The organism is Methyloglobulus morosus KoM1 (assembly GCF_000496735.2).
GTDB classification, from domain to species: Bacteria; Pseudomonadota; Gammaproteobacteria; order Methylococcales; family Methylomonadaceae; genus Methyloglobulus; species Methyloglobulus morosus.
The window spans coordinates 1-26,638 of sequence record NZ_AYLO01000161.1 but is presented as its reverse complement, the minus strand read 5'-3'; the positions used below and the strand labels follow the sequence as shown (position 1 = coordinate 26,638).

The 26,638-nt window shown below is 46.6% G+C and carries 14 protein-coding genes and 1 pseudogene; 8 read left to right on the top strand and 7 right to left on the bottom strand.

The window, feature by feature from the left end:
* The first annotated feature begins 226 nt into the window (after positions 1–226).
* The 5 genes from MGMO_RS18070 (at position 227) to thpR (ending at position 12,513) form a co-directional block, all read left to right on the top strand.
* Positions 227–1,120, top strand: a complete 894-nt coding sequence (locus MGMO_RS18070) for a D-hexose-6-phosphate mutarotase (protein ID WP_023496536.1) — start codon at positions 227–229, stop codon at positions 1,118–1,120.
* 416 nt (positions 1,121–1,536) lie between these two features.
* The gene (locus MGMO_RS18065) at positions 1,537–9,033 is read left to right on the top strand and encodes a Rossmann-fold NAD(P)-binding domain-containing protein (RefSeq protein WP_023496534.1); all 7,497 of its coding nucleotides are present in this window, start codon (positions 1,537–1,539) and stop codon (positions 9,031–9,033) included.
* Positions 9,034–9,127: 94 nt separating this feature from the next.
* Positions 9,128–10,567, top strand: a complete 1,440-nt coding sequence (locus MGMO_RS18060; protein ID WP_152976405.1) for a hypothetical protein — start codon at positions 9,128–9,130, stop codon at positions 10,565–10,567.
* A 76-nt stretch (positions 10,568–10,643) separates the two neighbouring features.
* A complete protein-coding gene (locus tag MGMO_RS18055; RefSeq protein ID WP_023496532.1) occupies positions 10,644–11,648 on the top strand; it encodes a mevalonate kinase family protein in 1,005 nt (334 codons plus the stop codon).
* Positions 11,649–11,997: 349 nt separating this feature from the next.
* Positions 11,998–12,513: an RNA 2',3'-cyclic phosphodiesterase gene (gene thpR, locus MGMO_RS18050; protein ID WP_023496531.1), complete on the top strand. Its 516-nt coding sequence runs from the start codon at positions 11,998–12,000 to the stop codon at positions 12,511–12,513.
* A gap of 465 nt (positions 12,514–12,978) precedes the next feature.
* Here thpR and MGMO_RS18045 read toward each other — a convergent pair whose 3' ends face one another.
* On the bottom strand, positions 12,979–14,979 hold the full coding sequence (locus tag MGMO_RS18045; protein WP_023496530.1) for an alkaline phosphatase D family protein: 2,001 nt from the start codon (positions 14,977–14,979) through the stop codon (positions 12,979–12,981).
* A 160-nt stretch (positions 14,980–15,139) separates the two neighbouring features.
* Here MGMO_RS18045 and MGMO_RS21205 point away from each other — a divergent pair, with 160 nt between their 5' ends.
* Positions 15,140–15,220 carry a rubredoxin gene (locus tag MGMO_RS21205; RefSeq protein WP_152976406.1) on the top strand — a complete coding sequence of 27 codons (81 nt, stop codon included), beginning with the start codon at positions 15,140–15,142 and terminating at the stop codon, positions 15,218–15,220.
* Between the two features lie 477 nt (positions 15,221–15,697).
* On the opposite strand, the gene glgP is transcribed toward MGMO_RS21205, so the two are convergent.
* The 6 genes and pseudogenes from glgP to MGMO_RS18005 all read right to left on the bottom strand — a co-directional run bounded on the left by glgP (position 15,698) and on the right by MGMO_RS18005 (position 24,256).
* Complete coding sequence (glgP, locus tag MGMO_RS18040) at positions 15,698–18,262, bottom strand: alpha-glucan family phosphorylase (protein WP_023496528.1); 2,565 nt, start codon at positions 18,260–18,262, stop codon at positions 15,698–15,700.
* 144 nt (positions 18,263–18,406) lie between these two features.
* Positions 18,407–18,784 carry a hypothetical protein gene (locus MGMO_RS18035; protein ID WP_036308830.1) on the bottom strand — a complete coding sequence of 126 codons (378 nt, stop codon included), beginning with the start codon at positions 18,782–18,784 and terminating at the stop codon, positions 18,407–18,409.
* Positions 18,785–19,043: 259 nt separating this feature from the next.
* Complete coding sequence (locus MGMO_RS18030; protein WP_023496526.1) at positions 19,044–20,927, bottom strand: pyruvate kinase; 1,884 nt, start codon at positions 20,925–20,927, stop codon at positions 19,044–19,046.
* 203 nt (positions 20,928–21,130) lie between these two features.
* A complete protein-coding gene (locus tag MGMO_RS18025) occupies positions 21,131–22,315 on the bottom strand; it encodes an NnrS family protein (protein ID WP_036308828.1) in 1,185 nt (394 codons plus the stop codon).
* Positions 22,316–22,341: 26 nt separating this feature from the next.
* Positions 22,342–23,352, bottom strand: coding sequence for a GGDEF domain-containing protein (locus tag MGMO_RS18020; protein ID WP_036308825.1), 1,011 nt, complete (start codon positions 23,350–23,352; stop codon positions 22,342–22,344).
* Between the two features lie 597 nt (positions 23,353–23,949).
* Positions 23,950–24,256 (bottom strand): annotated as a pseudogene (locus tag MGMO_RS18005) (transposase).
* A 517-nt stretch (positions 24,257–24,773) separates the two neighbouring features.
* Between MGMO_RS18005 and MGMO_RS18000 the strand changes: the two are divergent.
* Entirely contained in the window at positions 24,774–25,022 is a 249-nt protein-coding gene (locus MGMO_RS18000) for a hypothetical protein (protein WP_023496520.1), read from the top strand.
* 205 nt (positions 25,023–25,227) lie between these two features.
* Positions 25,228–26,487 carry a glucose-1-phosphate adenylyltransferase gene (gene glgC / locus MGMO_RS17995; RefSeq protein ID WP_023496519.1) on the top strand — a complete coding sequence of 420 codons (1,260 nt, stop codon included), beginning with the start codon at positions 25,228–25,230 and terminating at the stop codon, positions 26,485–26,487.
* Positions 26,488–26,638 lie beyond the last annotated feature (151 nt).

Genomic DNA, 26,638 nt, shown 5'->3' with positions numbered 1-26,638 from the left:
AGCTTAGGAGGGATGTAGTGAACGCATATCCTACTTCCCTCTGCTGCTATGCACTACATTTTGCGGTATATTCAGGATCGAAATGTAGAAAATGAATGATATAGGCGGTTACTGAACAAGTTTATTCGGTTAATTCAACTCCTCTTCAGCAATATCTAGGAGTATCCTCCTTTTGATTTAGGACTGAAGTGTTGTTTTATCTTAGAGGCAAACATGAGGATGGTGTATGGATATCGACCAGCTTAACATTAGTTATGGTATTCAGGATCGAGTTAGCTTTGAAACCGGTAACGGCGGATTTCCTTTTATTCACATACAAAACCAAAGCGCTTCCGCTTTGATCTCGCTATACGGCGGGCAAATCCTGTCGTTCAAACCTGCTGATGAAAAGGACGACATGCTGTTCCTCAGCAAAAAAGCCATATATAACGATGGCGAAGCAATCCGTGGTGGCATTCCTGTGTGTTGGCCTTGGTTCGGCCCCGACCCTAAAGGGTTACAGCGGCCTAACCATGGTTTCGTACGCAATAATCTTTGGACAGTAACAGCCACCACGACGACCGATACGGAAACCAAGATAAGCCTGCGATTTACTGAAAACCACAAAAAAGAAAAAACCTGGAAGCAGCCTTTCACCCTTACGCTTGAATTTAGCATTGCCAGTACCCTAAGCATAAAACTGATTACAGAAAATACCGGTGAGCAGCCTTTTTCGATCACCCAAGCCTTTCACACTTACTTTAACGTAGGGGACATTAATCGGGTACAGGTGTTGGGTTTAGAAGGCTGTGCTTATTTCGACAAATTAGACCAGGGCAAGAAAAAAATGCAAACCGGCATAGTAATGATCGGCGAGGAAGTTGACCGCATCTATGAAGATATTCGCAATCATTTAACCTTAAACGACCCGACAAATAACCGCCGGATAGAAATTGTGTCTGAAAACTGTCGAACCGGTGTCGTCTGGAATCCCTGGCAAAAAGCCATCATTGACCTCGATGCACAGGATTACCAGCGCTTTGTCTGTGTTGAAACTGGCAATATTGCTTTCGATCTTGTTCAAGTTCCGCCTAGCGGTAAAAATAGTTTCTTAACGAGTTATAAAATATTACGGGGTTAACAAATAGGGTTCAAGGAATTTTTCAATACTAATTCTCCACACCGAATGCGAAAGAATTTGGATTGGTGCTGGTTGCCCAAAAGATAATAACAGGTCAAAAAACCATACAAGCGTGAAAACTCTATGTCGAGGTAAATCACGATTCCGGAACTTAACAAAAATTTTGTTTTTTAATACGAAATAGGTTAAAACCTTTAAAAAATATTCAGGACTTCGTAGCTGACATAGTGCCCTGTCCATCTTCTTGATCTCCTCAACTTAATAGGCTGAGCCTTACCCATTATCGGTCTTTATAGAATGCAACTATCTTGATCACCGATCACTAAATCTCTTACCGAATTGGATAGATAAATAGCTTACGTAGATATGAATCACCCCAGCCTAACTGTCCTTCACATTTATTTGGCTCATTTAAGATGAGTAAAATCAGCTTTCCACTGCGTTTAGTAGAAAGTTTTAATCCGGAAACTGGGATATGGGGTGGCCGTCGTGGTCACGGCAACGTTGTTGGCAAAGGCATGGTTCGATTCGGACAAAATGCCTGGGTGGATGCACAAGTCATCGTCAATGACAATACTGACCAGAAGGTTTTACTTACCGGGTATCTATGCGAAATCGCCCTTAAACGGATGCTTTCTCGTCTCGAAAGCGATACTTCGTTCAGGGATGTAATGCAAGGGTTAGCTGACCGCGAGTTGGCTATCGTATTCATGGATGGTCATGAATGCCTTCTTGACCTGGATATCGAAGCAGCTGTTTGTTCTGTTGCCTGCGATGTGGTTCTTCCGCTCGGTTTTTCTCAGGCAAACTCACCTTCTAAGTTGACTGCACTCAACAGCGACGATCAGCAGGGCTTCATAACGCTGTTAATGTTGGGGCATTTATACCTGCTCCTAAACTATCTGGGTTGTAGCCAGCGCCAGGCTATGTCCAAAGTTCTCGATTTTTATGCATCCTTCTCGCAAACCGAACGCGCAAACCTACATAGGGTGTTGGAAGGGCCGATACTTGACAGCGGCAATTTGTTATCCCTTTTTCTAAAGCGTGCCGTATTTGATTCGCCTAGCCCTACAGAAAAACCTTCTCAAGCAATATGGCGGGATCAGCAGATTACTTGGTTGCTGGGACAGGATCGTATCGATCTGCCTTATCCCCGCCAGACTGCAATCGATATTCTACATGAAGTAGCCGACATAGACGAACAGCGCTCCCGGCTTTACCACATGCTGCGTAGTTATGACCGAAAGCTCGAACGGCAGAATATCGAACGCATTTCCAATGAAGTCCTCGAAACTCGGCAACAATTGGTCTTTGGGCGAATGAGCCGCGCATTTCACAACCAAGCGACCCTGTTCGCCGACGCAGTCCTGTTGCAACCGGCTTTGTCTTGGCGTGGACTGGCTGCCGAGTTGTCTTCACTGACGGAGGATACGCCGAACTTGCAGCCCAGTGCAGGGCTATTGCATCTGATGCTCAACAGTCTAACCGAGGTTTCACTTATCCAATTGGAGGGTGCCTGCGAACGCTTTGAAGAGGCTGTGCTCGATGAGCAAAATAAGGCCTTATTGAATGCACTCGCCCTGTCACGCACACGATTAGAGAATTTCAACGATGCGCTTGCCGGGCAGTCAATACCTCTTGCGTCGCACGAGCTTATCATGGCATTGACTGGGAAACGCCTGGGGCTGATAGAACGTATGCGCCAGGAATTCCTTCATGCATCGAAGCGACACGCCGCTTACGTCGTGATCAGCCAACGGCCATCGCCTACCGGATCGCATCTGCTGATCAAGATCAATGAATTCGAAGAGCCTTATCCAGGCAAAGCCGACAATTTGCGAAAACTGGTTAGGCTTGCTGGCGACCATATTTACAGTAGTCCGGACTATGGCTGGTTGGAAGTGGCCGATCACTGGATCGAAGCTATACCCCTTTTCATTAAAGAAGAAGTCCTGGTTCGGGATGGGCAGGAAACCACCCGCACAATCATAGACATCGCCGGTATGGAAGCTTCCTTTCGAGAGGAAATGGCAGATTTGTGGGCACGCAACCTTCGCCATGTCCATGACAGTGAACTCCTGGGTTTGGCTCGGGAATGCATGGCCGCTACGGAATTTCCAGGTCTTGACGAAGAAGGGCAGCGTCAGTGCCAAAGCCAAAAGACCGATGCTAACGAAATTGCCGCTTTGGCTGTGCTATTCGGCGAAATTTACCGTCAGCAGGTTGACCATATCCAGAAAGTGGTCGAAGCCGAGGAAGTTTCACCTTTCCAGGCTATGCAGCAAATTCTATTGAACAACGTACTCTTTCTGCAGGTTAAAGAACATCGACGTATTACGGCATCCTGGACTGAATCAGTCCGGCAGCTATTTCTAGGGCACGGTTTCAGCAGGGATTTTGACCTTGAGCTTGTTCGCCTAAGAAAACATGCGCGACAGCCACGCCGCACCCTTCCAACCTTGCACATCCTAACCACACAATCGGCAGGCATGACCGAGGGCTACATCCGGACATGGCTGGAAGAATCCATGGCACTCTTCAACATCGCCGAAGACCTGGGGTTACATGATGAAATAGCTGGGCGCGAAGAATTTTTCAGCGTTCGCATCCTAAGCTTAGGTGAGAAAGTAATCCGCGAGTTGGGGATCTGGATAGAAGTCGAGGAAATGGTTGCGCACGAGCAGATTTCGCAAAATGCCGCTGTGCTGCGACTGATCAATAGGAATCGGGTGGTTCAGGAAGAGTTGTCTTGTCTGGGTGCCTTGCTTGAATTCGAGGAGATGAAGCAGGGTCGCGGAAGGGCCGAAGCTTGTGACGATCCCAATGCGGTAGGGGAATATGCGATCCAGCATGCTCAAACCCTGCAGGAAGCCGCGTTAGCAAAGGTGATCGAGCGCAATGCTGAGGCACTTAACAGAAAAATGATCGAGGAGAACTGCAATCATTCGGGACAAGACCTCAAGGAAGCTTTGCGCCATTTCGTATTGGAAGACGAATATTATAGGGAAGACCTGCAAGCCTACACGCGTTTCTCTGCCCGTCATAAGGTGTTAGAGGCTTTTGATGTCGAACATCCCGAATTATGCCTAAAAGAGTGCTGCGAAAAATATCTGAGGCGCTATCTGCAACTCGGCAAAACCACTGCCCGCAAACAGGTTATTACCGAGCAGGGATTGAACCACCTTAGTTTACATCCTCTCTATTATTTCAAGGCTAGCGGTGGGGGTAAACGTTACCATCTCATTTATACGCCTAGCCGAGTAGATCTGGGGAAACGGGAGCGCGAGTCAGTAGAAACTTGGTCGCAATGGGTAGGTGGCGCCGACTGCGCAGCTGCCCAGGCAGGACGCCAGATATACAGCCTGATCAACAAAGACGTCCGTGTTTTCGAAAGCCTTACCGAACCTGAAATCTTGAAAACAGGTGAAAATGCCTCGATGGTATCCCATTTCGGGTTTTCTAATGCCCTGAGCTTGATGGTTACCGCTTCCCGGCATGGCGATTTCGAGGCGATGGCTGACCTTATGAATAAGCGGCGTGACCGCCTGATTCACCCCGCAGGTGAGGGTTATGGCGGATATTGTGTCCCAAAAGATGGTCTCTTCCTAGAGTTCGTGCTGACCTTAAACCGAGCCGAAAAGCTAAGGCAGATAGGCGTACCCGAAGCCCATCATCTAACGGTTATCGCTTTAGCCAATCTTTTGCTCGACCGCAGGCCCGAATTTTCCAGCCAGCTAGAATGGGAGGGATGGGCAGCCGAGCAATTGCAACGACAAGATTGTTTGAATCCTTTCTTCACTGTGAGCCGTGGGTTACCCGTATTCCAGGTTACCCGTATCGCTCACGTTCTAGAGAATCTTGGACAACCGGAACTGCGTGACCCCTATCGGGTTGCTTCAAGTTTGGCAGCAGGCTGGGGTCTACACAAGATGGTCACCGGTGGCGAACAGGTCAACCGTTTCATGCCATTTTTTAAGTCTTGGCTAATTCGTCAGGGGATAGCAGAAGCCGCCCGACGGCATCCCCAATTACCCATTGCAATTGAAAATTGCGTACTCGTACTAACCGTCGAATATAAACCCGACACCCAGGATGCCCGCTTTGCCGTCGGCCTTCGGAAGTTTGAGATTCTTACCGGCACAGGCGACCATCTGCTGAATGCACTTGACTTGCAAGGCCAGGCTGTTGCCGTCCTAATGAACCAGGGGTTCGCTGAATTGCAGCGCCGGGGTTGGGTTGGCCGTCTTGGGGAAATAATGCCTGTCAACCCGAATGACCAAGCTACCGTTGAACAAATGCAAAAGCTATTCCCACCTTGCGAACACCCTGCAGAGATACGCATGGTTGCACCCACAGGCCTGTCCATACAGGATCTGCTGAATTATACCAGCGATACTCGGTTACAGGCCGTTGCAGATGAAACCCGTCAGGAGTTGCTAAGGCTTGGGTTGACTACCAAGGAAATCGAAGCCAACCTTCGGACTTGGGGGGCACGCCTTAATCAGTGGGATCATCGTGTCACGCTTGATCCATGGGTCAAAACAGAACTACAGCAATGCCTTGGGGGGCATCTCCATACCCTCGTGTTGGCGACATTCGGCCCTGAGCGGCACTACGAGGACGCCGTTCAGGGCGTAGACCTGATCGATACGGGCATTCCTCACCAAGGGCTGCTCGAACTGTTAGCCAACCCACCCAAACTCTGCAACTTGATGATGGAAGGTAACCCGAATAGCGCTTTGACCATCGTCGATGGTGCGTCTGGCGCCCGGCATCGAGCCATGAATCGAAGTGATGTTATGCTATGGTTCGCGGCAGGGGAACGCATAGGGCGAGAGCCGGTTTATCTGAGTGTGGGCTTGGGTCAAGAGACCGTCGAAGCCTGGAGAACGGATATGCGGCGTCAGCGGCGAAGGGCCGAACGGCTATGGCAGGGTTTAATTAACCATGACTTCAAGAAGGCTTCTCAAGTCTACGAACACATCGTGGGCGAGATCCATCAAGCCCATGAGATCCAGTCGGCTTTAACCGAATCCGATAAACTAAACCGTTTTGGCCGTAGCCATAAGCGCGACCAATTGCTTAGTGAAGCATTGAATCGCATTGGCGGCGGATTAAAGCTCGAGAACCTGGGTTTTGCCGAATTTCTGGCTTTGGGTGGGATTTACCTGTTCGTCGGTGTCACAAAGGAAGAAATTCGCGCGGCAGTGGAATCATTTTCCTCCGGCATCGCTTGTGTAGGCGGCCAAGTGGGCCATTTTGACGATGACCTTATTAGCCTGTTCTTACCGATAGACCATCGGCCAATAGCGGCGGAATTTCGACAGGAGAAGGGGGTCGAAAGCTCAAACAAGGCGATGGAAGATCGGGCAACCGTTGCCCTGGAAACGCGGCATCAGTTGGCGGAGCGCATTGCCAAGGCGCGTTCCCTCAACCAGCGAAAGATCGGGTTCGCCAAAGTACCATCAACCGCTGATTGTGGGTTTTTGGAATGTTACCAGAATGCCAAACAGGCTCTTGGTGCCGGTGACCGTCCTGTGACCGAGGAAAGTTTTGGGGCTTTCCTCGGTCACACCCGCAATGCACTCATAGCGTTGGTCAAGGATTTGCAACATGAGGAATTCCCTGGGGAAAGGCAAGGTATCATTTCGCGCCTCGAACAATTATTCTCAGGGCATCGAATTGACGAGCAGGTTTACAATATTATCGCCGGGGGCTACGAGGACATAGGTGATTTCGGTCGATTGGCCCAATCCATATATGAAAGTGCCCAACAGGGAAAAATTGATGCCTACGCAAAGCAAAAGAGTCTTCGTAGGATTGCCCAAGGGGCTGAACTTTTTTATATCATTTTGGCTATCGATAGCACTATAGAATTTACCGAGCAAGTTTCTATTGAAATGGATGACATGAGCCTTTGGCGTACACTGTCCGGTTTTTTCGCCAAAACCCTCAATGACCACTCCTATGAATACCGTCCGTGGATTTATAGCCGTGGCACCGGTTTCTCCGAATACCGTGGTGAAGCGTTGTACCAGCTCGCTGTTGAACATCACGGGTGGCTTTACCGTTATTTGCGTTTCTTGATCGGCAATTACACGGGAATAAGGGCGATGAAAAAACCGGAGCAGGATATGCTCTTGGGGAATTACTTGGATGGTATGGAAATGGAAGGCATTGGTGCTGAAGCCGATGGCAATGCGGAAAAAATGTGGAGGGCTTATGGTCAACTGCGCGAAATCGCTTTTATACGAAATGACGGCTTCCCCCTCCCGGAAGTTTTTTCAGAATTCGACCCAAACCTTATCCGCGAATGCACAAGAGTCAACCATGTGATTGCAGCTCCCGTTGGGCGCACCCATTTTTCACGGGCGCTAAGGGAAGGCCCAGCCTTAGCGCGGCAACTGGAAAAAGAGGGGCGGCGGGGCGGCAACCTTATCATCACACGAAAAATAGATATTTATGAAAAGCTAGAATCCCCTCGCCCTGTCGCCCTTGTCCACAGCGGCCACTTATATCTGGATGCCGCTACCTATCAGAAAGCTCTGGTTGAGCACAAGGGCTACTCCCAACAAGATGCCGCCGCTCAAGCTCAACGATTGCATCCCAAGGGCATCCGGGTGGCGGCACGATTTACCCGTCCTATCCTTGCTGCGCTAGTTTATCCTTTTCACGGCGACCCGGTTTACGACCAGGGAAAACTTGAAGCCTGCGGACTACCGTATACGGTGCAATCACTTTTTCATACCTGGACGACCTACGACAAAGCCAAGAATGGCGACATCTTCCGCAATTCCGGCGTGGAAATGCCAGATGAAATCGACTGGCTTACTGATTTTACGGCTCGCAGTCCAGAGAAGTCGATAATCAAGAATTGGATACTATATGGGTTAGATGATACAGCTTATCCGGGGCTGATCGATTTTGCCCAGCGGCATCCTTTGGTCATGGTCAAGGATGCCGCCGAATCAGGAGGGCGTAATGCCCAGGCCTTCATGTTGAGCCGAACGGACGGTAGTCTCGACCAGGAAAAAATGGGGCAAGCAGTCGAATTCATCTATCAGATATCACTCAAACACCATGCCTGTATACAAGAGGTTATCCTGAGTTCACCCGAACATTGGGCTACCGAAGAATTCATGCACTGTTTTGTACACCGACAAATTGTCGAATGGGGAAGCCCTGTCAATCGACAACGAAAGCCATACACGCCTATATTTGGCTCACACCGCATTATTGTCTCCATGGACAATCCAGACGAACCGGATCAACAAAAAAAATGGCATTTTTCTCACTGGATTACCCTCAACAGCAAGCAATTGATTACCAATGTGGGCAGGGGCGGCACACTTGAACAATTGCTGCCGAAATACATTCGACCCGAATATTGTCAAGCAATAATCGACAAACTAACCGAAGCGGGTCGTAACGTAATGGAAGCTATGTCGTCATATGAAACGCGCAGTTCTGCAATCTATAAAAATGAAACCGGTCGCGATATAGGCAACGACCTGATGGGAATTTCATACGGCATGCCCCGCTATTTGATGCTGGACTTCCTTATTGTCCCGGTGTTCGAACAAGAAGGAAGGCTGGCTGAGGTCGAACCACTTTTTGATGAATATGGCTGCCGGTTAGGTTCGCGATTCATATTGCAAAAGGGCAGTCGTCGTTTTGAGGGAACCATTAAAGATTGGCGTGTTGTGCTCATCGAACCCAATATTGGCGTTGGTTTGTGGGATCGAGTGGCGTTGCGCGAGGAGTTTCACGAACTGGAACAAGCTAAAATGGAGGGCAGGGGCCCAAACTGGGATCGCATCGGCGAAAACGCCCGTATTGTCTTGAAAGATTTAAACCGTGCCGGTGAGGAGTACCTTATAGCGCTCAAGGGAAAAAATGCTTTCCTTTCCTAATCACAACCAAATTCAGAACGCCTGTTTGCAAACATGGAAAGCACTTGGAATAAGTGTTGGCTCTCCCTTTAACCAGGAAGAAACCAGTGTCTTCTTGAAATTTCTCCTATTGGAAGGACTAGAATACGGTGAAGTGCGTGCTTGGCGAGTACGAAAACAGTCCGATACATCGGTCGCACTGCGCCGGCGGTTAGAAGCGCTCCTTACAGACGCACAGCATGCAATAAGGATTGGAGAGGGGCTTAAGGTTTTAACTGGAATTCCATGGGATGCCGTTAACCGTATTTTGTCGGTTTCCCTGTATTACCGTCAACGACTGATCGATGTTGCCATGGAAGCTGTGCTCAGTGAACCTTTGGCGCCGGAACTATGCATTAAATTCGACAGCACAATTCAGCACGATTTGTCGGCAATTCTGCCGGGTGCCAGGAATCATGCGGTGCTATTCGCATCGCCCGTTTTTTTTACGAACGAATTCTATCCCCTGGCTGTCGATGCCTATGTACATGATTCGGAGAACTATGGAAATCAGCAAACCAATGTCCTGGGAGTCCACACTGACTGGTTAACGACGGATGGAAAACTCACGCGCATTCTTTATTTGGATTTCGATAAAGGCAGGCTCGTAGAAACCGATGTGGAACTTCCAATAGTGCCCGATAGCGTTAATTTTCTCTGTCTAGGTCGCCAAGAACAGGAAAAACACCAAGCCATTTCGGAGCGCATTAACTGTCTCCAGGTAAATCCGTCCAAGGTGTCCATGCTGGCTGACGACAAGGCTGAAACGTTAGCTGAGTGGTCTGCCCTAGGTTTGGAAGTGCCCGCTTATCAAGAAATATCACCAGGGAATTTGGCGAAGGCATTTCACTTCCTTGATAGCTTTGAAGAAATTGTGGTCAAGCCAAATGGGGCCACCGAAGGGGAGCTTGTAGCTTTCTTCCAACGTAGCCATCCTCAGGCCAGAATAGCATTACAGCACCATTTGGAACGCTGCTGGGAACAGGGGAAAGCCATCGCCCAACAACGCCGTGATGGGGTACTTTTTCGGGACCCTGTTTCCGGAAAATGTCACAGCTTGGCATTGCGCTTTAATTTAACCACTAATCGAGTTGGTGGTCACCGCTTGGAATCTGGTTATGCGCAACTAGGCCAGGACGAACAATCCCCTGCCGCCTGTGGCCAAGGCGGGCGCATCATTCCTGTTGATATGGCCCTTTCTAGTTTATCCTGCGGACCTGCTTTCGGGAACCAACCGTTCCGCCTTGATCCAAACGACTGGAGCCGTATACGCGAGCAAACCGAACGTGCTGCAAGCCTGTTTATGGGATTGATGTTAATTGGACTCGATGTCCTGCTCGACCATGACTTACACGGCAAGATACGGCCTGTTTTTTTGGAAGCGAACCCTAGGCCGGCAGGCCTGAGTCATTCCCGGTTGTTGGTCGACGATCCCATGCAGCCGGCTATTAATGGTGTAAGCCTCGATTTATGGGGCTGCCTTGATTCGTCTCGACAAGGTATCGGTTTGGTGTAGATTCAAAAATGCCCGAAATTAATTAATCCCATATTAGTAAAGCATTAAGTCCCCTAAGATCGACAAAAAATTAACTGTGAATATCGTAACCCGTTCTTATCCGCGTGCCGCACTTGTCGGAAACCCCTCTGACGGTTATTTCGGCAAAACGATCGCGTTTGTTTTTACTAACTTTCGCGCTGAAGTTACGCTTTGGGAATCGACTAAATTGGAGATTCTTCCTAATGAACGGGATAAGCCCGTATTTGCATCTATTGATCAATTGGTTGAGGATGTTAGGAAGTACGGCTATTATGGTGGCGTTCGCCTTGTTAAGGCGGCAATCAAGCGATTTTTTGAATACTGCAAAATTGAATCGATAACTATCGATAAACGAAATTTTACTCTCCGTTACGATACAACGATACCGTACGGTTTAGGGTTGGCCGGATCAAGTGCAATCATTACCGCTTGCATGAATGGGCTTATGCAGTTTTATGGGGTTTCAATCCCCAAACCGCAATTGGCGAATCTCATTTTATCGGCTGAAAAAGATGAGCTGCAAATCGAAGCAGGACTGCAAGATCGGGTGGTCCAGGTATTTCAAGGACTGGTCTATATGGATTTCGATAAGGCCTTGATGGAAAAACGGGGATACGGAACCTATGAACCCCTGGATGTAAATTTATTGCCAAACCTGTATATTGCATACAGCACTAACTTAGCTGAGGGTTCAGAAATCACGCACAATAACCTTCGGGAACGTTTCAATCATAGTGATAGGGAAGTGCTAAATGCGTTGGCGGAATGTGCTGAATTGACTGTACAAGTAAGGAGGTTACTTGAAGCACATCGGGGAACTGAGATCGGCGTACTTCTTAACCGCAATTTTGACTTAAGAAGAAGTATCTTGAAAATCAGCGAAGGAAATCTAGGCATGGTAGAAGCTGCTAGAAGTGTAGGCGCAAGCGCTAACTTTACCGGATCCGGAGGGGCCATTATCGGAACCTATAAGGATGAAACGATGTATGAATGCCTTGTGACGAAACTATCGGCTACCAATGCCAAAGTAATCAAACCTGAAATCGGTCTGTCTGGTTAGGAAAAATAATGACAATTCTATCGCTGTCGCATTAGGGTCGGACTTTCGCCTTCGGTAAGGACCAAAAAGCACAATGACCGAAATTCTGGTAAAGAGAAGCACGGTTATTCCACGCCAAGGACAATCTCAGATTATCAGGAAGCCTTAATTTTCAACTAGAAAAGGGTTGGCAATCACCATCCTGTTTTTGAATTCTTTGCCATGTTGCATGTCTTCCGAATACCAGGTTGAACAATCAGGCAGTAAAGCCGGACTGATAATCAAGCTGTCGTAAAAAAAGCCATACCGCTCCCATATCCATATTCCGGTTCGGTTGGGCAGGAAAGACAGCCTTTTAACGTAATTATTAATGAAACGTTTGTTTTTTGCGATTTGGCCAGACGAATGCACCCGGCAGCAATGCGTAAAAATAGCCAATGCTGTTGTGCCCGAGCAAGCCCATTCAGTCCAGGCCGCCAACATCCATGTTACCCTGTTATTTTTGGGCAATATCGATCCCGATAAAGAGGAGAGATTTAAACAAGCGCTTGCCGCTGTGCAAGCGCCAAGGATGACGCTATGTTTTGACAAGCTCAGTTTCTGGAAAAAACCCGGCATTTTATGCCTGACCACAACCAACCCTAGCCCAGAGATTGAATCCTTCGTGGAAGTTTTATCAAAGCTGGCAAGAGGGCTAGGCATCCCGATCGATGAACGTCCCTTTAAGCCGCACGTCACCCTGGCCAAAAAAGTGAAAAACCAAGTTTCATTGGGATTTGATCCAATTATTTGGCATTCAAGCTCTTTTAGCCTTGTTGAGTCATGTCAAGTTTCAAGCGGGATTGTATACCGGACTGTCGGGGAGTGGAAAGCCAATAAGGCCTAAGCCAAAAGCTTGGAGCGCCTTCCAACCACGGTTGAAAAGGATCAGGTTCTGGCCAGCCGTTCAATCCCTGTGCCGGTTTGAACAACCGTTGGATCGTGCTCTCACGAAGCGGGTTCATGAACAAGCATATTGACTTGTAGCTGAGTCGAAACAATAATCCTAGATGCGGGTCACTAATTAAATATGATGGCCTCACATTCTCTTGCTAGAATTTACGTCGTGCGTTTTCATCCGAACTGGTTGTCCCGTTTCCGTGGTCGCCATGGCCGCAACAAACGGTGTCTTGTTTTTGCTGCCGTGCCCACGTTTGTCGCCATGCCTCGCCCTCCTTTTTTCAAAGACTTGTATTTCCGTCTTTGCCTTCAAAATGGGCTGTGGGTTCTACGTAATCAGATAAAGGTTTTAAAATGGCTGATGACGACCTGAACCCAGGGTCGCCATTCACAGGCCTATTCAGGGTTTTCCTTACGCACCGACAGGGGCAATGCCAGCTTTATCGGAATTCAACAAAAATACGATGGGGCCTCCTTTGCTGAGTAAAGTGTGTTTAACAGGCTTGCCTTCATTAAATTCCACCAAACCAATATTACATTGGGAGGTAAGGCGTGAATTTTCTGTACCTGCTTCCGTAATATACTGAATTTCAGTTTTCCAGCGTTGGTTGTTGTTATAAGCCCATTGGTTATTATGGCTCGCGCGACCTTTTTCTGTTGCTATCTTGCTGATAATATTGGCCTGTTGGTCGTTTGGGCGATTGCAAAGCGAGGAACTGGTCAACTGCCAACAATGCAATTTTTCACCCTGGCTATCGAAATGTGCATGTGCCGTAAAAGAATAATGGACATCTCCCGATAAAAAGATGCATTGGTTAATCGCCATACGATGCAATAGACAGTTCATGAAATTACCGAAGCCATCACGGTTGGAAAACCAGGACTCAACATCTAAGGCGTTAATTATACTGCCAGTGACTACACCTTCTGCGCGAAACAATTTTTCGGTATAACGGACAACCAGGGTATCTTCAAATGCACCAACAGCCCATAAGCCAAGTTGTTGCAAACCTTCAACGGGAGCAAAACCCATGACGGGTGTCGTCGCCACAAAAATTGGCCATTCTGGGAGGGACTTAATAATTCCCTTGGCGATGTCTTTTTCTTTTGCAACTTTTATTTTATTCCACTCCATCCTTAACCAATCAAGGGCGTATCGATCCAATAATTGGGTAGGGTAAAAATTGCCATCGGGTTGCCGTTGGGTGCGGGAGTCAATCAATATAATGGGCGGGTTGGTAGGCACAGAATATCCCCAGCCTCTGTGTTTCCAAGTGGTCAGGTCATATTGCCGTTCTAAATTATCAGAAGGTTGCGCTTTTTCCAGAAAGTCAACTATCGAATGCACCATATCGTAATCAAAGTTTTCCGGTTCATTGCCCCAGCCTTGAAATGCCCAATAAGCCGCCAGGGCGTTCGAAACAACCCGATGTCCCAATGGGGAGTCGCGCACTTTGTCATACCAACCGCCGGTAATATTCCAATCATCTGTTACGTCATGGTCATCAAAAATCATGTACGTCGGTATGTTAGCCAGTAACCGCCTGACTTTAGGCAGGGTTTTATGGAATTCTTCCAAGGCCGAGCGAAGATTGGCATCATGTTCAGGCAAAAGCTCCAGTTGCCAATTACGGGCATTCCCGAAAACATACACATACATTGCCGCAAATTCGGCAAAGGTAAATAAATGATTTTTCGTTTCGCCTGAGCTAAATCCTGCAATATCCTTGGATAAAGTTTCCCTGCCGCCGACCGGAACAGTCGATGGATCGAACTTCTCCCCTTCTTTTTTCGGTAACATTTCTTGAAAGCCCAGCAATTCAACCGTTTTTTGCTTAATCATCGCAAAAATCGGATTGGCTACGTCATCTGCATAAATTTGGTCGCCCGTCAGCAACAGCAGGGCGGGTCGATTTTCAAGGTCATCAGTGGGATTGCTTGCTATTTCCGTGTCACCGAGGCTTAAGGCATCAAAGTTATCCTTATTGCCGGTTACCAAGCCATGCGGCTTACGGCAACTGCCATGCAGCAAGCGTTTAAGGTGCGTTGGGATAAAAAATGTGGGATTGGAATCTTTGCCATAGGTTAGCTTGAGGGCTTTAAGGTTGATTGCAGTATCTTTGCTGCCATCATCACTTACTTGGTCTAGCCGGTAAGATAATAGGGTATCTAAGGGAAATGTTTTATTATCCGTTGTGGGCTGAGCTTGCAATAAATAAACAAACAGGTTTTTACCTAGCTGATAGCGCTGTAGGTCTATCTTTGTTATATCACTGATACCGATAGGATTAGGTTCAGTGCCTTGTAAGATTGTCAGTTTAAATGACAGCTTTTTGTCGGTAGCCAACCAAACACAAACCAGTTCGGTTGTTACCCGCCGTAATATCGGCCCTGCAAGTAGTAAATCAGCCATTGTTCGCTCCTCATTTAGTATTAGTCATACTGCGTTTATTGTTGATATAGCTTTCCCAACTATTTGATTGTTTTCACGTTAGGGTATAGCCCAATTGACTCAAAAGATCAAAGGTAATTTATGGAGTATACCTTTTTGCGCCATCACATGACGTTAATTAATGTACGCTAATAGTTGGGAAGATATTCCTGATGATTGGGATTGCCCGATATGCGGCGCGCCGAAAAATTTTTTAAGTTGATGGCATAAAAAACTAACGCCAAACGCCATAACAGCTTAAACGTGATATGGTTGACTTTTGCCTTTCGACATAAAGCGCCGCAATTAAGTTGGCCTGATCACCATGCTCGCCATCTACACAGTGTCAAATTTAACGGCCATTTCAAGAGCCAGATTTAAAGATATTACTTGCAACGAAAGCAATCACTAAAAAGGAAACAAATTGGAAGACTGCCATCATGGCATGAAAGAATAACTGTAAGATAATCATATCAACCCCCTGTACCAGATAGGCACATAAAGTTTAAGGTAGGACAATGAGTAATACTCCCATCGACACTGAATAATGAGCTAACCTCAATACTGAAAACAGGCAAAGGTGGGATAAAAATTTCCTAGTGCCGTTTCTCCCCTGACTGTCAGGCTCATCTTTATGGTAGATAAAACTACAACAAAAAGAAGTTAAGTTTTACTAAGCTTGAGGTGAATTAATACCGATTCATTGCTCGCAGTTGTCACACGAAATGGAAAACATGCAATTTAACATGTTAACCCAGAAAATATATGATGCTTCCAAAGGTAAAAAGCAATCTGGATTGAAAGGCCTTATTCGCGGCGTGTAATCCGTGATAGGCCTTGTTGCTGGGATACGTGTAGTGTAGATGAACCCATTGACTGCTCCCGCTAGTGCTTGTTCGATGTCCATGGGCTGGACACTAAAGCTAGCCTCTTGCGGGGCTTCTGCAAACAGTTCAACGCGGACATCTTCGGCAGTCAATTCGCCCAGGTAAACGTGCATCCTGAACAGGTATTGGTTATCCTGGTGTTCTGCCACCACATTGTCGACATGGATTTTGGGCCAGAATTCATCGATGTGCTTTAACCAACGGACCAGTTTATGCCCCAATTCGGCGTTATCTTTGACGCGTTTACGATAACTGGCCGCCAAAGGCAGGTAATAACGGCTGGTATAATCGCGCACCATTCGGTTGGCCGAGAAATAAGGTGTCAGTTTAGCCATGCTTTCACGCATCATACCCAACCAGCGCCTTGGAATACCCGCGCCATCCCGATTGTAAAATGTAGGCACACAATCGTTTTCAAGGAGTCGATACAGTGTTTCAGCCTGTTCGGCATCGGTATGTTGGGACTCCAGCCCATTCAATGACCAACCGACTTCTGGGCGATAGGCTTCAGCCCACCAGCCGTCCAACTCGGACAGGTTCAAGCCGCCATTCACCAGGATTTTCATGCCGCTGGTTCCACACGCTTCCCAAGGCCTGAGCGGAGTATTAATCCAGAGGTCGACGCCTTGCACCAGATATTCAGCAGTAATCATATCGTAGTCGCTCAGGAAAATAGTGCGTTCCCGTATTTCTGGTCGACGCATAAAATGATGCCAAGCTTTTATAAGCGCCTGTCCTGGCATATCGGCGGGGTGCGCTTTTCCTGAAACGACCAATTGCACAGGCCGTTCAGGGTTGGTTAGTAGGGCGACTAGGCGATCTGGGTCGGTCAACAACAAATTGGGTCGCTTGTACGTTGCAAATCGACGTGCAAAACCGATAGTCATGACATTAGGATCAAACAGCCGCTGTATCAGGTCTTGCTGTTCGGATTCTGGAATATTGGTATGTACATTCAGTTCCCTGGCATATTCATCCCTGACAAACTTAACCAGTCGGGTACGATTTTTGGCGCGCAGGTTCCAAAGCGTTTCATCGGTGACTCGATTGAATTGTTCGGGCAAATTGCCGTGATCACAAGACCAGCGGTTCTTCCCGCACAAATGAGTCCAAAGTTCATCCGCTTCCATCGAGTCCCAGGCAGGGACATGAACGCCATTGGTGACATGGGAAACCGGTGTTTCATATTTTGACCAGCTGGGGAATAGTGGACTGAAAATACGCCTGCTAACTTCCCCATGCAGTCGGCTTACGCCATTGATGCTGGCGCTGCCGTTAATGGCAAGATAAGCCATATTGAAAGGCAAATCGGGCTCTGTTGAATGGGGATTCCGGCCGAGATCCAGCAGTGTTTCAATCGTTATACCCAGTTTTTGTGCGTAAAGCCCAAGTTGTTTACGAATCAAGTGCGGGCTAAACTGGTCAAAACCCGCTTCAACCGGCGTATGCGTGGTAAACAGGTTGCCCGCTCGGGTGATGGCCAAAGCCGTTTTAAAATCGAGGTCATTTTCGGCCATTAAATCCCTGGCACGCTCCAACACCAAGAACGCCGCATGACCCTCATTGAGATGGCAAACATCGGGCGTTATCCCCATCGCCTGCAAAACGCGCCAGCCCCCAATGCCCAGGAGTATTTCCTGCGATAAACGATGCTCCAGGCCGCCGCCGTATAGCTCGGTAGTAATGCAACGGTCAACGGGATGGTTGACCGGATCATTAGTGTCCAGTAAAAAAAGTTTGATGCGCCCAATTTGCGCCTGCCAGACCCTAACCCATAATTTTGTCGGCGTGTGTAGCTGTAGGCGTAACCATTCACCTTTATCATTGCGTACCGGGCAAATGGGCAGGTCGCCGGTATCGCAGGCAGGATAAAGCGCGATTTGATTGCCGTCATGATCGAAGGCTTGTCGGAAATAGCCGTTTTGGTAAAGCAGGCCAACACCCACCAAAGGCAGCCCAAGGTCGTTCGACGCTTTTAGGTGATCGCCGGCAAGCAACCCCAGTCCACCTGAATAAATAGGCAAGGCTTCGCTGAGGCCGAACTCCATGCTGAAATAGGCAACTTGCTGCATCTGCGTTGATTGCTGAAGTTCTGTCTGAAACCAGCGTTTTTCAGCAAGCGATTGCCTCTGCTCAGAAACAATATCCTTTAGTTTGCGACAGAATATTTCATCGTTTGCCAGCCCTTCAAGGCGGGAACTGGAAGCCGCCTGTAATACCAGCCAGGGATTATGGGTTTGTTGGTATAAGCTACTATCCAGTTCATGCCAAATTTCGTCGGCACGATGACTCCAGGAGTAATTACAGTCCAGGGCTAGCTCGGGTAGCCCATCCAGTTTTTGGATGAGTTCGGGCGGGAAATATCGTGGCGTAGACATATTAAATCACCAACAGGGTGGACTAATGGGTAAAGTTATTTTCAGGCTCAGGGAAAGGGGAATACCTCTTTGATCATAGCAATCTAATTGGGTATGAAGGCTTGCATCGCAAAGCCTCCTTAAAAAACTGGGTTGGCGTAGGGATTAATGATTTCGTAAATACGTTTTGATGAGTGTCTTATATTCATCGTCTTCAACTTTTTTAATGAGTTCGTTTAGCAAGCTAATTCTAATGACCTTAACGGTGGCTTCATCCCTACTTTCAATAGGCACGACAAATTTGAAATATTTCTCACCCTTATTTCCAAAATCAAACAGTTTTCTTTTACATCTCAGGGTTAACTCGATAATGCTCAAATCATCTGCGACAAATGAAAGCCCTAAAACAGAGGGAGGATCTTTATTCTCGCCATCCACTATGAGTTTGCAGGGATCTTCAATGATCTCAATATGCCTTTTTAAGTCTTCAATGATCTTTTTTTTGCAGTCATCGTAGTTTTTCAGTTTTTCGGTTTGCGGCATGATCGATATGGTCGAAAATTTTCCATACTTAAAAAGTTTACTCATGGTACATCTCATTCAAATCAAAAAAATAAACGTTCGTGGCAGTGGAGGGATTAAGCGTTGGTATGAACAAAAAATGCCATAAAACCGACACAATGCACGTCATAACAGGGTCTCTAAAAATTCAAAAAACACCTTCTACCAGCGGAAAAGTGGTTTTATAGGGATTCTCAATACTTAATTGATGGCTGTTTTATGGGGCATAAATTCTATTTGTTTACCACTGTAACGCCCGCAACCGGGAAAACTTTTTCCTTTGGTGTTCGTGCATCCGGATCATGACGTTGACCAACGCTTCGATTGCATCAAGGATATAGGGGCCCTTGTTTAGCATGACGCATTCTGCTCGCACGGCCATCGCCGCATCGGTAAATTCTGGTCTTGACCGAACGCCTTTTTTGGCAATCGATTCCAACACCTGAGTTGCCCATATAACCGGCACATGCGCTGCTTCACATAGCCACAGCAGTTCTTCCTGAATTTCAGCGAGTCTGGCACTGCCCAATTCGACGGCTAAATCACCTCGGGCAATCATGATGCCTAGGTTATGTCGACCAATAGTCCCCAGTATAATATCAGGAAGATTTTTTACGGCTTTGTTAGTTTCTATCTTAGCAATGATGGGCAGTTCCGATGCATTTCTTTTTACCAACTCCGCCATCAAACATTCCATATCAGCAAGTGTTTCAACAAATGAAAAACCGACCAAATCGGCGTGTACGCAAACAAAGTCGAGGTCTGTCAAATCTTTTTCACTTAAAGGCGGCAAGTCAAGATCGGTCTCAGGAAAGTTGATCCCTTTATCGCTTTGGATTCGCACACCTTCCGGTTTAGCCTCAGTGATGCGTAGTAGGGCTCCTTGATCGGTGATTTTTTCTACAACGGCCCCCAATTTACCGTCATCAATCCAAACAGGTTGGCCGACTTTAATCTTGGATATGACCTTGGATAGGGTGCATCCAATATGCGCCGGATGAATCAAGACACCGCTAGCAGAATATTCGGCCGGTTTTCCCACAAAATGGTCTGCTGTCAATAATAACAACTCATCTTTCGTCAAACGAATATCTAAGGGTACACCATCAAATTTTCCCAACGTGTAAGTGTCGGCATTTTTTTTGCCGTTCTTTTTCTCAGCCGTGAGCAGCCTTAGTTGACAAGCTGGGGCAAGATAAGCAGATTTATCACAACTGACCAGCCAATCCGAACTGGAAAGCGCTTTTTCCACCTTTAGGTAACGTTGTTTTTCCTGGTTATCGATAAACTCCAAGAACATGCCGGGAGCCAATTTCTTATGCAGCTCCTTGGGGATGGAGATTCTGAATAAGGACATATCTGTTGGTGAATTTTCTGGATCAACGGTTAAAATCAGATAGCCTGAGGCAACGGTTTTGCCCGCACGATCTTTTTTTACCTTTATATGATGGACGGGCGGTTCCAATGCGATGCCCCCTGTCCGAATCTTGTGGCCTGCCAGATCCATCAAAATACGGCAGGTACGGCCTGTTTCGGTCTCGGCCCTGCGAATATTGTTAATCATTCCCTGCCACACCGAAGGGGCATCATGGGCGCAATTGATGCGCGCACAGGTCATGCCTTTTTTGAGCAAGGCATTGACTAGGCCATAATCCCAGGATGCGTCAGTCCCTAAAGTTACCATGACATGCGCTTTACTATAGTCATGAAAAGGGCCAAACAACTCTATCGTATGCTGCTCTAAAAGTTGTTGCCCACGATTAAGTCCGTACTCGTTTGGGCTTTTTTCACCCGGCTGATAGTTTTTGTTTGTGGCGCGTAACAGTATATCAATCAGTGCATCAAACGTTGATAAGACCGATGCTTCCGCCCGCCCCAAAGAGGACAAACCGGCTTGGGCAAGGCGATCCTGCAAATGCCGCAGATCGAATTGGCGCATAGCTAGGTAATGGGCCAGGTTGTACGCGCTTTTGGAAAAAAAGCCGGAATGGAAATGTTGATGGTATTTTTGCAAACGCTGGTTTGAAAGGGCTTCAATCTCTTGGCGCAAGCCAGTGACTTCAGTAAGGATTTGTTTTAAGACATCTTTATATGAGTCATTCGTGATATTTTGAGCCGCTGTCATCTTTCTGGAAACGATTTATTTTTAAGTTTCAGACAGGTTATTTAAGAAATGTGACAATTGTATGAAACGACCAAGAAAAGTCTTATTTAACCAGTATCTATCCTGTAAATAGATCTTGTATCCATACTAAACACTTTGATGAATTAACTTCCCGGCAAGCTAAATTCGCATTTTAAGCAAAGCCATGAAAGGTTTACATAACTTTAACCTTCCTGCCCATCTATCCGTTGGCCGGTCAGTATTGGCCCATAAACAAAGATAAACAGTGAAAATGCCGCAAGCCAGGCGAGCGTTGAACCGTAAATCAGGGTTTGGTACCAGTCGGGCATTGCTATCGGCAGCACAACCCTGAAAAAAACCGCAACATTTATCAACACAAAGGCTACGGCAATGGCATTGGATGCCCGTAGTGCGCGTCCGGTATGGCCTAACGCCACCCTTGCCATCATCCCTAGCGTTAAAGTCCCGATGCCGCCTAAAGTAAACGCATGTAAGGGCAAAGAGGGTTGGACCATTGAATATGCCGACAGCGCGGTCAAAGCAAAGCCGAAAATAATCCAACCATAACCGACATAAAGTACCCACAACAGGGGAACATACCAGATTTTTTGGATATACCATCCCGCAATCCTGGCGCTATTGATAATGACAGCCAGCACTGCCGATAAGGCTAAGAACGTTCCGGAAACTCCAAGCATTTGTAATCCGAAGACCAGAATGGCGGACGCGATAGACCCGTTATCCAGTTGCGGATTTCGAATGGCCAGTGTCCCCGGTAAACCCCGTTCGGTAAAAAAAGGGAAGACGCGCCCGGCCATCACCAATATCAGGACAATGACAGTGTCCACAATGAGTTGCAGTCCGAACCAGGCTGTATTTGTCTTAAACCCCAGCATTTCGCAATGAACCAATATGTTGCCTAACGTCAACAACAGCAACAGTCCGGTAAAAATTAAATTCCGGTATTGTTTGGTCTCTACAATTGGCTTGGTAACGTGGTACGCCAATAACGGTAAGAAAGCCAGATCAATGAGAGCAATCAGGATATCCGGCAAAAGGCCTGAATAAAATGGCACGATACGTCCGTACAACCATAACAAACATAAACCCGCCAATTTGTCCCCAGTCAACGTGGGCTTGCCCGTCCAGTTTTTTACCGCAGTTAACAAAAAACCGGCAATGACTGCCCCGCCATAGCCCAGCAGCATTTCATGGGCATGCCAGTAGGTCGAGGTATAATAATTCTCGGTTGCCAAAGTACCTTTTAAAATGGCGTTCCAAAGCGGAATCAGAATTAAGCCTGACAATCCGGCTAGCATAAAGAAGGGCCTAAACCCCAAGGCAAATAATGGGTAATAGAAAATTGTTTTATTTTTATAAAAATTCAAACTTAATTGTCAACAGGCCCTAATATTCAAAACAATTCAATATCACTGCGTTTTTTGTCGTGTCCAATAACATGCATGTCTTCATATAATATTACCTTGTTCCTGCCGGTTTCTTTAGCGTGATAAAGCGCTTTATCGGCATGGTCCAATTGCGTAGTGGGCATGGAGATACTGTCGAGATGCATTAAACCTATGCTCACAGTGACTTGGCCAACAGTTGGAAAAATATGTTTGGCAACCTTTTCCCGGAAACGGTTAAAGGCGGCAATTGCATGGTCTTGATTGATTAAATTCAGGATAACTACAAATTCTTCACCACCATAACGGAATAGGAAATCATTGTATCGAAAGCATTTCCCCATCAGTTGGCTAAAGGTTAGCAATACCTCATCCCCATACAAATGGCCGAAATTATCATTAATTCGCTTGAAATGATCTATATCCAAAATGGCAAGCCAAGAGCTTTGTTCCTTTTTTATGTCGATTGCTTGATAATTTCTGTATAGCTCGCAAACTTGCAATAAACGGGCTTCTAAAGATTGCCGATTAGGCAATTTGGTTAATGCGTCCCGTTCTTTGGCGTCGTGCAAGATCACCAGGTTTCGATAGGCAGACCGCAGGTTGTTAAGTAAATCCAGCCCATCCAATCCAAACTTCCCCTCAAGAAAAATAGCACGATCAGGGCCGCTACCTCCTTTTATGGAGAAAATTACCCAACTGTATAAACCGGTTTCAAAAGGTGCGCTGAAATTCAAGTCAGCGTTTTGGTCAAGTAGGTTAGCCAGGTTGTTATTGTCGTCTTGATCATTCCTGGTTATATCCACGGGAAATCGCCTGAATAACCGCTCGTGAAAAACGCTTGATTCTCCTGGTTTTTTCCTGTCGTGATTATAGATTTCATAAGCAACCGCATTATCAATCCAGGGTATTTCGGCTAGGATGCCCAAAAAACAATACGTTAATTCTTGGTAATCCTTTTGGGAAGTTAGTTGTAAAGTCCAGGAAAAAATTTGCCCTACTGTTTGATCCAAGCTCATCGTTACACCATTGCAATAAAAAAGCATCTGCTATGAATGCTTGATGTAAGAGAAATGGGGAATCTTAAAACTTTGAGCGCTCAGGCTGGGAAACAGCGTTGCTATTTTGTTCTTGCTGTCGACAATGCTGTGCGTGTAGCTAGGCTCACATAACGGGTTTGGTTTGGCTACAAAATCGGGGTTTGCACCAACCATTAACGTGCTACTGGCACCATAGCCATGTATTAAATAGTCATTGCTGGCTTCCGAAATTACCATTATCCCGGTAAGCGCGGCAAATAAAAGCCCTGTCAGATAAAATCTTTCCCCCCAAAATCATCTTTTGACCCCTTTTTTATCGAATTGTCAGCCAAGTCGATCATTAAGTAAAGGTAATTATTCAGGATATTATTGATTCGGCCTTGTGAAGTTTTAACTTCCGTTCGCCTTGAACCTGTCGAAAGGCTTATGAGCTTCGATTCGCTCAGCACGAACGGTTCAAACATTAAAGCGCCGAATCAATAGGAACGATACTTGGCTGAAAACTAAACAACCACCAGCTAAAGCTGGAGGGTTCGTATAATGGACTAAAGTCCGGATACGGGTCACAAGACCCGTTCAGGGTTCTGTCCTAAAATTGTCATCACCTTTGGGTTCAAAATGATGTTCCAGGTAATTTTTTATCATTTCTTCGGTCAATTCGCCCGAAGTCAAGCAAAAGTGACCCCTCGCCCAGAAATGCCGACCCCAATAGCGTTTTTTCAAGTCCGGGAAGCTCCCGAACAATTTCATCGAACTTCTGCCTGATCAGTTCCCGGACTTTCAGCCCAACGTCGCCTTTCAACACCTTGTAACGGTATTTCGTGACAAACACAAAATGATATTGAATCTTAAAAACCGTAGTGCTGCCATAACGGTAATCCATAAGCCCTTCCCCTTTTCAGTTCAGGGCAATATCATACGGCAAAAAATCATAGATAATTCTGACCGCCTAAAAGGCGGTGGTTTTAACCTTACTTCGGACTAATAAACAAGCCAATAAAAATTGAATGCCAGTTTAGTAAATACCGTTTCATCCGTTAAAGTCGCGTTTAGTACCTATCCACCAACGCCTTGTTTCCCTTGGCTTATAAAGATGCTCCGCCATATATTTCGGCGGCATCACGCAAAGCTTGCCGAGCCTGGGAAACCCTTCTGGAAGATGCCCTGGTTGTCGCGTGTTTGCCCTGCGGAATAGGATTCTAATTTTTCGTTGTTTTGTGATTTATATCAAAACGACCTTGCCATCAACACCTTAAACTGACCAACATGTAATGTTAAGGTATGAAATTTTCCCGAGGGGGTAATTTTGTATTTTTTGATAGTAAGTTACATTGCCTAACAGGATGCCTTAATAACATTAGCGTTATCTTGTTATTTTCATAAACTTAAAGAGGGTGGTTATGTTGAATATCAATTCTAAAAAAATTCTATTGGCGTTATGTTTTTGTGTAACATCTGGGTCCTTATCTCCCGCACTAACCCAGGCAGATACGGCAATTGTATTGGCCGCCGGAGGTTCTGGGAATATAGCTTCGGGACAGGCTGCTGAACAAAGGGCAGCGAAAGAGAAAAAGGCGGCGGAGAAACAAAAAAAGGCTGAAGAGAAAAAGGCCGCTGAGGTTCAAAAGGGAAAAGCGGCAGCAAAATAGTTGGAACGTTAAAAGAAATTCGTAGGCTTCCGATTTGTAATCGCAGATTTTGACCCTATTCAAAATTCGCCGCAGTTTTCCTATCGCGTGGGTTGATGAAGGGATAGGCATCTCTTCATCAACCGTGTCAACAAAATCGAAAAAGCCATACTAGCCGTAATTGCGTCAGTTTTTACTTTGCGTTTACCTTACCTGGAAATAAATAATGCCAGAGCTTCATATTAGCCATCTTACCAGAAATACCATCGCACTCATTCTAGCGGGCGGTCGCGGCGCGCGCTTAATGAATATGACTGATTGGCGGGCCAAGCCCGCCGTACCGTTCGGCGGCAAGTTCCGAATTATTGATTTCCCCCTCACCAACTGTATCAATTCCGGTATCCGGAAAATAGGGATCCTGACCCAATATAAAGCCCACTCCTTGATTCGCCATATCCAACAAGGCTGGGGCTTTTTGCGCGGAGAATTCGGTGAATACATCGAACTTTTTCCCGCCCAACAACGGCATGATGAAGATTCGTGGTACAAAGGTACGGCGGATGCGGTTTTTCAAAATATAGACATCCTGCGGACACGCCAACCCGAACATATACTGGTGTTAGCGGGCGACCATATTTACAAAATGGATTATGCAGCTATGCTGGCCGACCATGTCGACAAAAAGGCTGATCTCACCATAGGTTGCATTGAGGTGTCGTTGAAAGAAGCCACCGCTTTTGGCGTGATGGATGTCGACGATAACCGCCGGGTCAAATATTTCGTGGAAAAACCAGCAAATCCGCCAGTTATGCCCGGAAGGACAGACACTGCCTTGGCCTCCATGGGGATTTATATTTTTAACGCCAATTTTCTGTACGAACAATTAATCAAGGATGCTGACACCAAAGGCTCTAGTCGCGATTTCGGCAAAGACATTATCCCTTCGGTTATCGACAAATACTTGGTCAATGCTTACCCTTTCCTGGACTTACAGACGGGCGGTCAGAGTTACTGGCGGGATGTGGGGACGATTGATGCGTATTGGTCTGCCAACATGGAGTTGATTGGAGTAAATCCTGAACTCAATTTATATGACGCAACTTGGCCTATCTGGACTTACCAGGAACAAACGCCGCCGGCAAAATTTGTTTTTAATGACGACGACAGGAGGGGGCAAGCTATCGACTCAATAGTTTCCGGCGGATGTGTGATTTCCGGCGCAAAAGTGCGGCATTCCCTGTTGTTTTCAAATGTTAGGGTCAATTCCTTCTCGACCGTACAAGACAGCATTGTCTTGCCGGATGCCGTCATAGGCCGACATTGCCGCATCACCAAGGCCATCATCGAAAAAGGCTGTGAAGTGCCTGAAGGTACCGTGATTGGTGAAAGCACGGCAGAAGATGGGGAAAAATACCACGTTAGTTCTGGAGGCGTAGTTTTGGTAACTCCGGAGATGCTTGGCCAAAAACTGCATGTCGTTAGATAAAGTCCATAATCGGACAATGTTGATAACCAAATCAACAGCACTATGCACTGAACACGGCTTATGAAAAAACCTGAATCCTTCGCTAATAAAAGGATCAGTATGATCGCATTCTTAATTAGATTGCAACACTATGACAAGAGGTGAGTATGAT